The following is a 6479-nucleotide window of genomic DNA, read 5'->3' on the forward strand; positions in this document are numbered from 1 at the left end:
AGTTTTGGATCTAGCGGACCAGCTTGGACTGGAGCCGCGCCAGCGTCTGCAGGTCCAGGCCGAGGCCGTTCGTCAGGTAGCCGTAGAAGCTGCCGTAGTCCGCCTCCATCCGCGCCGTCGCCGCGTCCAGGTAGTCCGCGCGGACCTCCTGGAGGGGGATCAGCAGGTCCGGGTTCTGCATCCGGCCCGACTGCTTGAGGCCCGCGCGCACCTGGGCGTCGTACGCCGCGCGGAAGGTGTTCGAGGCCAGGTAGTCGCGCTCGGCCGTGTCCTCGGGAACGGCCAGTGCGCGCAGCAGCACGTAGCTCATCCAGCCCGTCCGGTCCTTGCCGGACGTGCAGTGGTACAGCAGCGGGCCCTGCTTGCCGTCGGCGATCTCCCGCAGCGTGGCCGCGAACTGCGCCCGGTTCTCGGGGCTGGTCACGAAGGTGCGGTAGATGTCGCGCATGTAGGCCTCGGCGCGGCCCCCGCCGAGCATCTGCTCCTGCGTCGCGGGGTCGCCGCTGGAGATCGCGGACACGAGGGTCCCGTACAGGCCGAGGTCGCTGACCGGGCGGGAGGCGGGGGAGAGCCCGGCGGGCAGCCGGTCGGCGCCGTCGTACTGGACCTCCATCGGAATGCGGAAGTCCACGACCTTCTTGAGGCCCAGACCGGCGACGGTGGTGAGGTCCGCCGCGGTCAGCTTGCTCAGCGCGTCGGAGCGGTAGACGAGGCCTTGGCGGACCTGGCCGCCCGTCCACGTGCGGTAGCCGCCGAGGTCGCGGACGTTGACCGCGCCCTGGAGGGGGATCTGGCGAATCGTTTCTGCCGCCTGGTGGTACCCGTGGTGTCCCGCGGACGCGGGGGCCGCCGGCGCGGCGGACGCGGCGGCGGGCAGAGTACCGAGGGCGAGTGCGGAGGCGAGCGCCGCGGTCGCCAGGCGGATTCGGGCACGGCTCATCTGTGGCAACTCCCGTAACGGAGAAGGGGGAATCACCCTGTCGGTGGCAGGGTGCCGAGCGGGTGCGGGGGGTGCTGGAGCCGGAGGGTGCCCTGTCGGCAGGACACCCCCCGGGAAAACCCAGCCTGATCTGGGGGACGGCCCCTAGCCGTGCAGTCGGTCCAGCACGGCCTGGGCCTCGGCCATGATCCGGGCGACGAGTTCCGCACACGACGGAAGATCCTCGATCACACCCGCGACCTGGCCCGATGCCATGACGCCGAGATCCGTACGGCCCTCGACCATGGACGCCTTGAGGAGCATGGGGGTGTTCGCGGCGAGCAGGACCTGGCTCCAGGACAGGTCCTTGCCGTGCTTCATCGCCAGGCCGTCCCGCACCATCTGCGGCCAGGACAGGCCCGACAGCTTCCGGAACCCGGCCGCGTGCCGCACCGCCCTGGCCAGCGCCCCGGCGCGGCCCGCCCGCTCCAGGGAGGCGACCAGCTCGCTGCGGAGCATCCGGTGCGGGAGCCCGTCGACGGCCGTGGTGACGGTGACGTCCCTGACCGTGGCCTTCAGGTACTCGGCCTTGACGGCGTCCGGGACGGTGGAGTCGGAGGTCAGCAGGAAGCGGGTGCCCATGGCGATGCCCGCGGCCCCGTACGCCAGCGCCGCGACGAGCCCGCGACCGTCACTGAACCCGCCCGCCGCGACCACCGGGATGTCCACCGCGTCCACCACCTGCGGCAGCAGCACGGTGGTGGCCACGTCACCGGTGTGCCCGCCGCCCTCGCCGCCCTGCACGATCACCGCGTCGGCGCCCCAGGCCGCGACCTTCTCGGCGTGCCGCCGGGCCCCGACCGACGGGATCACCACCACGCCCGCGTCCTTGAGGCGTGCGATCAGCTCCTTCGACGGAGCGAGGGCGAACGAGGCCACCCGGACCCCCTCGTCGATGATCAGCTGGGCCCGCTCGGCCGCGTCCCCGGCGTCCGCGCGCAGATTGACCCCGAACGGCGCCCGCGTACGGGACTTCACCTCCCGGACCGCCCCGCGCAGCTGCTCCACCGTCATCGTCGCCGAGGCCAGGATCCCGAGGGCGCCCGCGCCGGCCGCCGCCGACACCAGCCGGGGGCCCGCCACCCAGCCCATGCCCGTCTGCACGATCGGGTGCTCCACCCCGACCAGCTCGGTGAATGCCGTCTTCATGCCGTCAGACCCGCACTTCCCGGTCGCGCAGCCCCTCGGGGTCGATCACCTCGCGGATCAGCCGCAGCTCCCGCGCCGTCGGTTCCCGCGTGTACGGGACCCCGTCCGCGACCGCGAGGGGGAAACCGGTGGCCTCCCGGACCCGCTCGACGCTCACCCCCGGGTGCAGGGAGGCCAGGCGCATGCTGTGGCCGGGGCCGGTGAAATCGAAGACGCCGAGATCGCTCACCACGCGCGGCAGCCGGTGGAAGCGGGTCACCCCGGCCGCCTCGGCACGCTCGTAGCCCACCCCGCTGACCATGTCCACCCGCTCCACGAAGACCCGGGTGGAGTGCTTGGGGATCCAGTAACTCACCGGGTTGTTCAGGGTGTTGACGGGCGCCCCGCGCACCCCGAGGAGCTGGCGGGCCGGCTGCTCCCAGTCGCCGATGCAGGAGATGTTCTGGTTGCCGTACCGGTCGATCTGGCTCGCCCCCATCATCACGTGCCGCCTGCCGCCCGTCACCATCGTGAGATGACGGCGGTACGGCAGCCAGCCCTCGGGAGTGCCGTCCAGGCCGACCAGCATCGCCTCGCCGTCCGTCAGCAGCAGGTCCGGGGAGAAGGTGCGCTTCGCGAGCCGGGCTCCGAACGAGGGCACCAGGCCCATCGGGCTGGCCAGCACCTCCCCGTTGTCCCGCCAGGCCTCGGCGCAGGCCACCACGCAGTACTCGGCGCGGCTGACCGGGGTCGCTGTCGCTGTGCTCACTTCTGCTCCTCGTGCCAGGTCCGGACGGCCGACTGGTAGTCGTGCTCGCTCGCACCGGAGAGGAACCGGGCGGCGAACTCGGGCCAGGGGGTGGTCGCGTACAGCTTCTGGAAGGGCTCGTCACGGTCGTAGTCGGGGGCGCAGGAGGTGAAGTGCGCGCCGTTCGGGGTCTCCACGACCCCGGTGACGGAATGCCGGCTGACCAGCAGGGACTGCGGCGGGCCCGCCTTGGAGAGCTCGGCGGTCTCGACGAGCTGCTCGCAGGAGACGTACGCGGTGTCGGCGGCCTCGCAGAACAGGTCGTCGAAGTAGGGGTCGGGGCCGAGGTACTGGGCGTTGCCGAGGCGGTCGGCGCGGTTCAGGTGCACGAGCGCGGCGTCCATCCGCAGCGCCGGGACGGCGACGAACTCCTCGCCGTCGGCGTAGGGGGAGGTGACGGTACGCAGCTCCGGGTTGACCCGCATCACGTCGGAGCCGAGGCCGGCGCGGACGGGGAGGAAGGGGAGCCGGTTGGCGGCGGCGTGCAGGCCCCACATGAACATGGCCTCGTCGAGCTCGGTGAGGGCGAAGGCGCCGCGTTCGCGGGCGGCCCGGAAGTGGGGCTCCAGCGGGATCGAGTCGAGGGTCGCGAAGGGGGCGACGAGCCTGCGGATCCGGCCGGCGGCCGCGAGCAGCCCGACGTCGGGGCCGCCGTACGAGACCACGGTGAGATCGGTGATCTCGGAGCGGAGCAGTGCCCGCACCAGGGCCATGGGCTTGCGCCGGGATCCCCAGCCGCCTATGCCGAGGGTCATTCCGCTGTGCAGCCGTGCGACGACCTCTTCGGGCGTCAGCACCTTGTCGGTCGTGCCGGTCGTGCCCGTCGTGCCGGTCGTGCCCGTCATGCCGGTTCCGCCTTTCCGAAGGTGTCGCGGACGCGGCCGGCGACCCCGCTGAGGTTGGCCTCGAAGGTGAAGCCCTGCTCGAAGCGGTAGCTGCGGCGCACGTCGACGGGGTCGATGCCGTTGATGGCCGCCTTGGCCAGCCGGATCAGGTAGCCGTCCTTCCTGGCGATCTCGGCGGCCAGTTCGAGCGCCGCCGTACGCAGTTCCGCGCGCGGGACCACCCTCCAGACCGAGCCGTGCGCGTGCAGTTCGGCGGCGGTCGCGGTGCGCGAGGTGTAGTACAGGGCGCGCATCAGGTGCTGCGGGACGAGACGGGCCAGATGGGTGGCGGCCCCGAGCGCGCCCCGGTCCAGCTCGGGCAGGCCGAAGGTGGCGTCGTCGCTCGCCACGATCGCGTCCGCGTTGCCGACGAGGCCGATGCCGCCGCCCAGGCAGAACCCGTTCACGGCCGCGACGACCGGCACCTCGCACTCGTAGACGGCGGCGAAGGCCTCGTAGCAGCCCCGGTTGGCGCCGATGAGGGCCGCGTGGCCGGTGTCGCGCTGCATCTCCTTGATGTCGACGCCCGCGTTGAAGCCACGGCCCTCGGCGGCGAGGACGACACAGCGGACCTCGGGGTCGCGGCCGGCGGCGCGCAGGGAGTCGGCGAGGTCGTACCAGCCCTGCACGGGCAGTGCGTTGACGGGCGGGAAGTCGACTGTGACGAGTGCGATGCCCTTGTCCGGGCTGGAGGTGGAGACACCCATGAGCGGATCAGCTACCTTTCCACCAAACATTTGTTAGGTGAGGAAGGTAGCAGCCGATGGAGCTCAACGGGAGGGTTGCCGTCGTCACCGGCGGAACCCGGGGCGTCGGCGCCGGGATCGCGCGGTCGTTCCTCGCGGCGGGCGCGGAAGTGGTCGTCTGCGCGCGCCGGCCGCCGCGGGAACCGGTGTCGGCGGCGGGCCGCGAGGCCTCGTACACCGCGCTGGACCTGCGCGATCCGGCGGCCGTCCAGGACTTCTTCGGCGCGGTCGCGGCCCGGTACGGGCGGCTCGACTGCCTGGTGAACAACGCGGGCGGCACCCCGTACCGGCTGCTGGGGGAGGGGGAGGCGGAGCGCCACGCGCGGGTCGTCGAGCTGAACCTGGTGGCCCCGATGACGGCCTCGCTGGCGGCGTACCCGTGGCTGCTGGAGTCCCGGGGCTCGGTGCTGATGATCGGCAGCGTCAGCGGCACCCGGCCCTCGCCCGGGACGGCCGCCTACGGCGCGGCCAAGGCGGGGCTGGAGAACCTGGCCCGGTCCATGGCCGTGGAGTGGGCGCCCGAAGTACGGGTGAACTCGCTGGTCCTGGGCATGGTGCGGACCGAGCTGGCGCACCTGCACTACGGCGACGAGGCCGGGATCGCGGCGGTCGGCGCGACCGTGCCGCTGGGGCGGCTGGCGGAACCCTCGGACGTGGGGGAGGCGGCGGTCTTCCTGGCCTCCGGCCGGGCGGGATACGTGAGCGGGGCGAGCCTGCTCGTACACGGGGGCGGGGAGCGGCCGGCGTTTCTGGACGCGGCGAACGTCAACAAGACTGCGGACAAGGAGAGCTGAGATGGCGGGCATTGCGGACGGCCGGGTGGTCGTGGTGACGGGCGCGGGCCGGGGACTGGGCCGGGCCCATGCGCTGGGCTTCGCGGCGGAAGGGGCGAAGGTCGTCGTCAACGACCTGGGGGTCGGGATCGACGGGCTGCCGGGTCCGGACAGTCCCGCGGCGCGGGTGGCCGAGGAGATCAGGGCGCTGGGCGGCGAAGCGGTGGCGCACGGCGGGGACATCGCGACCTCCGAAGGCGCGGCCTCCCTCGTGGCGACGGCCGTATCCGCCTTCGGGCGGCTGGACACCCTGGTCAACAACGCCGGATTCCTGCGGGACCGGATGCTGGTGAACCTGGACGAGGGCGACTGGGACGCGGTGATGCGGGTGCACCTGAAGGGCCACTTCCTGCCGCTGCGCGCGGCGGCCGCGTGGTGGCGGGCGGAGGCGAAGGCCGGCCGGCAGGTGGCGGCCCGGGTGGTGAACACCTCCTCGGGGGCCGGTCTGGCGGGGTCGGTGGGGCAGGGCAACTACAGCGCGGCGAAGGCCGGGATCCTGGGGCTGACGCTGGTCGCGGCGGCGGAGATGGGCCGGTACGGGGTGCAGGTCAACGCGATCGCGCCGGCCGCGCGGACCCGGATGACGGAGCGGACCTTCGCGGAGACCATGGCGGCGCCGGCCGCCGGGGGCTTCGACGCGATGGCCCCGGAGAACGTGTCGCCGCTGGTGGTGTGGCTCGGGTCGGAGGCGTCGGCCGGGGTCACGGGGCGGGTCTTCGAGGCGGAGGGGGGCCGGATCACGGTGATGGAGGGCTGGCGGCCGGGGCCGACGGTGGACCGCGGCGGCCGGTGGACTCCGTCGGAGGCGGGGGAGGCGGCGGGCAAGCTGGTGTCGGAGGCGGGGGTTCCGGTGCCGGTCTACGGATCCGGTGCCCTGGCCGGGCCGGTGCCCTTGCCGGGCCGTTGCCCTGGCCGGGTCGTGTGACGGGGTTCGGGGTGTCCCCGGTACCCCGTGCCCTGGCCGGGCGGTTTCCGGGGTTCGGGCTGCCCCGCGCCGGGCCGGGTTGGTTTGCAGCTCGGTTGCTGCGGGTCGCCTCAAGCGCCGGCGGGGCTGGGGTGGTGGGTCGGTGCCGTGTCCGGGGTGGGGTGTCGTCCGGGGCG

General features: G+C 73.3%; 7 protein-coding genes. 2 read left to right on the top strand and 5 right to left on the bottom strand.

Annotated elements, in window-relative coordinates:
* Positions 1-10 precede the first annotated feature (10 nt).
* From ACZ4TG_RS24195 to ACZ4TG_RS24215, 5 genes are all read right to left on the bottom strand, one after another.
* Entirely contained in the window at positions 11-940 is a 930-nt protein-coding gene (locus ACZ4TG_RS24195; protein WP_468166136.1) for a tyrosine-protein phosphatase, read from the bottom strand.
* A gap of 144 nt (positions 941-1084) precedes the next feature.
* Complete coding sequence (locus tag ACZ4TG_RS24200; protein WP_468166138.1) at positions 1085-2128, bottom strand: NAD(P)H-dependent flavin oxidoreductase; 1044 nt, start codon at positions 2126-2128, stop codon at positions 1085-1087.
* Between the two features lie 4 nt (positions 2129-2132).
* Positions 2133-2876: a CoA-transferase subunit beta gene (locus ACZ4TG_RS24205; protein WP_468166140.1), complete on the bottom strand. Its 744-nt coding sequence runs from the start codon at positions 2874-2876 to the stop codon at positions 2133-2135.
* A complete protein-coding gene (locus ACZ4TG_RS24210; protein ID WP_468166142.1) occupies positions 2873-3760 on the bottom strand; it encodes a CoA transferase subunit A in 888 nt (295 codons plus the stop codon). The genes ACZ4TG_RS24205 and ACZ4TG_RS24210 overlap by 4 nt, the downstream gene beginning before the upstream one ends.
* The gene (locus ACZ4TG_RS24215; protein ID WP_468166144.1) at positions 3757-4506 is read right to left on the bottom strand and encodes an enoyl-CoA hydratase family protein; all 750 of its coding nucleotides are present in this window, start codon (positions 4504-4506) and stop codon (positions 3757-3759) included. The genes ACZ4TG_RS24210 and ACZ4TG_RS24215 overlap by 4 nt, the downstream gene beginning before the upstream one ends.
* A gap of 56 nt (positions 4507-4562) precedes the next feature.
* Here ACZ4TG_RS24215 and ACZ4TG_RS24220 point away from each other — a divergent pair, with 56 nt between their 5' ends.
* Both ACZ4TG_RS24220 and ACZ4TG_RS24225 read left to right on the top strand, forming a co-directional pair.
* Complete coding sequence (locus tag ACZ4TG_RS24220) at positions 4563-5339, top strand: SDR family oxidoreductase (protein ID WP_468166147.1); 777 nt, start codon at positions 4563-4565, stop codon at positions 5337-5339.
* Position 5340: 1 nt separating this feature from the next.
* Entirely contained in the window at positions 5341-6303 is a 963-nt protein-coding gene (locus tag ACZ4TG_RS24225; RefSeq protein ID WP_468166150.1) for an SDR family oxidoreductase, read from the top strand.
* Positions 6304-6479: the final 176 nt, after the last annotated feature.

The organism is Streptomyces sp. NPDC028314 (genome assembly GCF_055565795.1).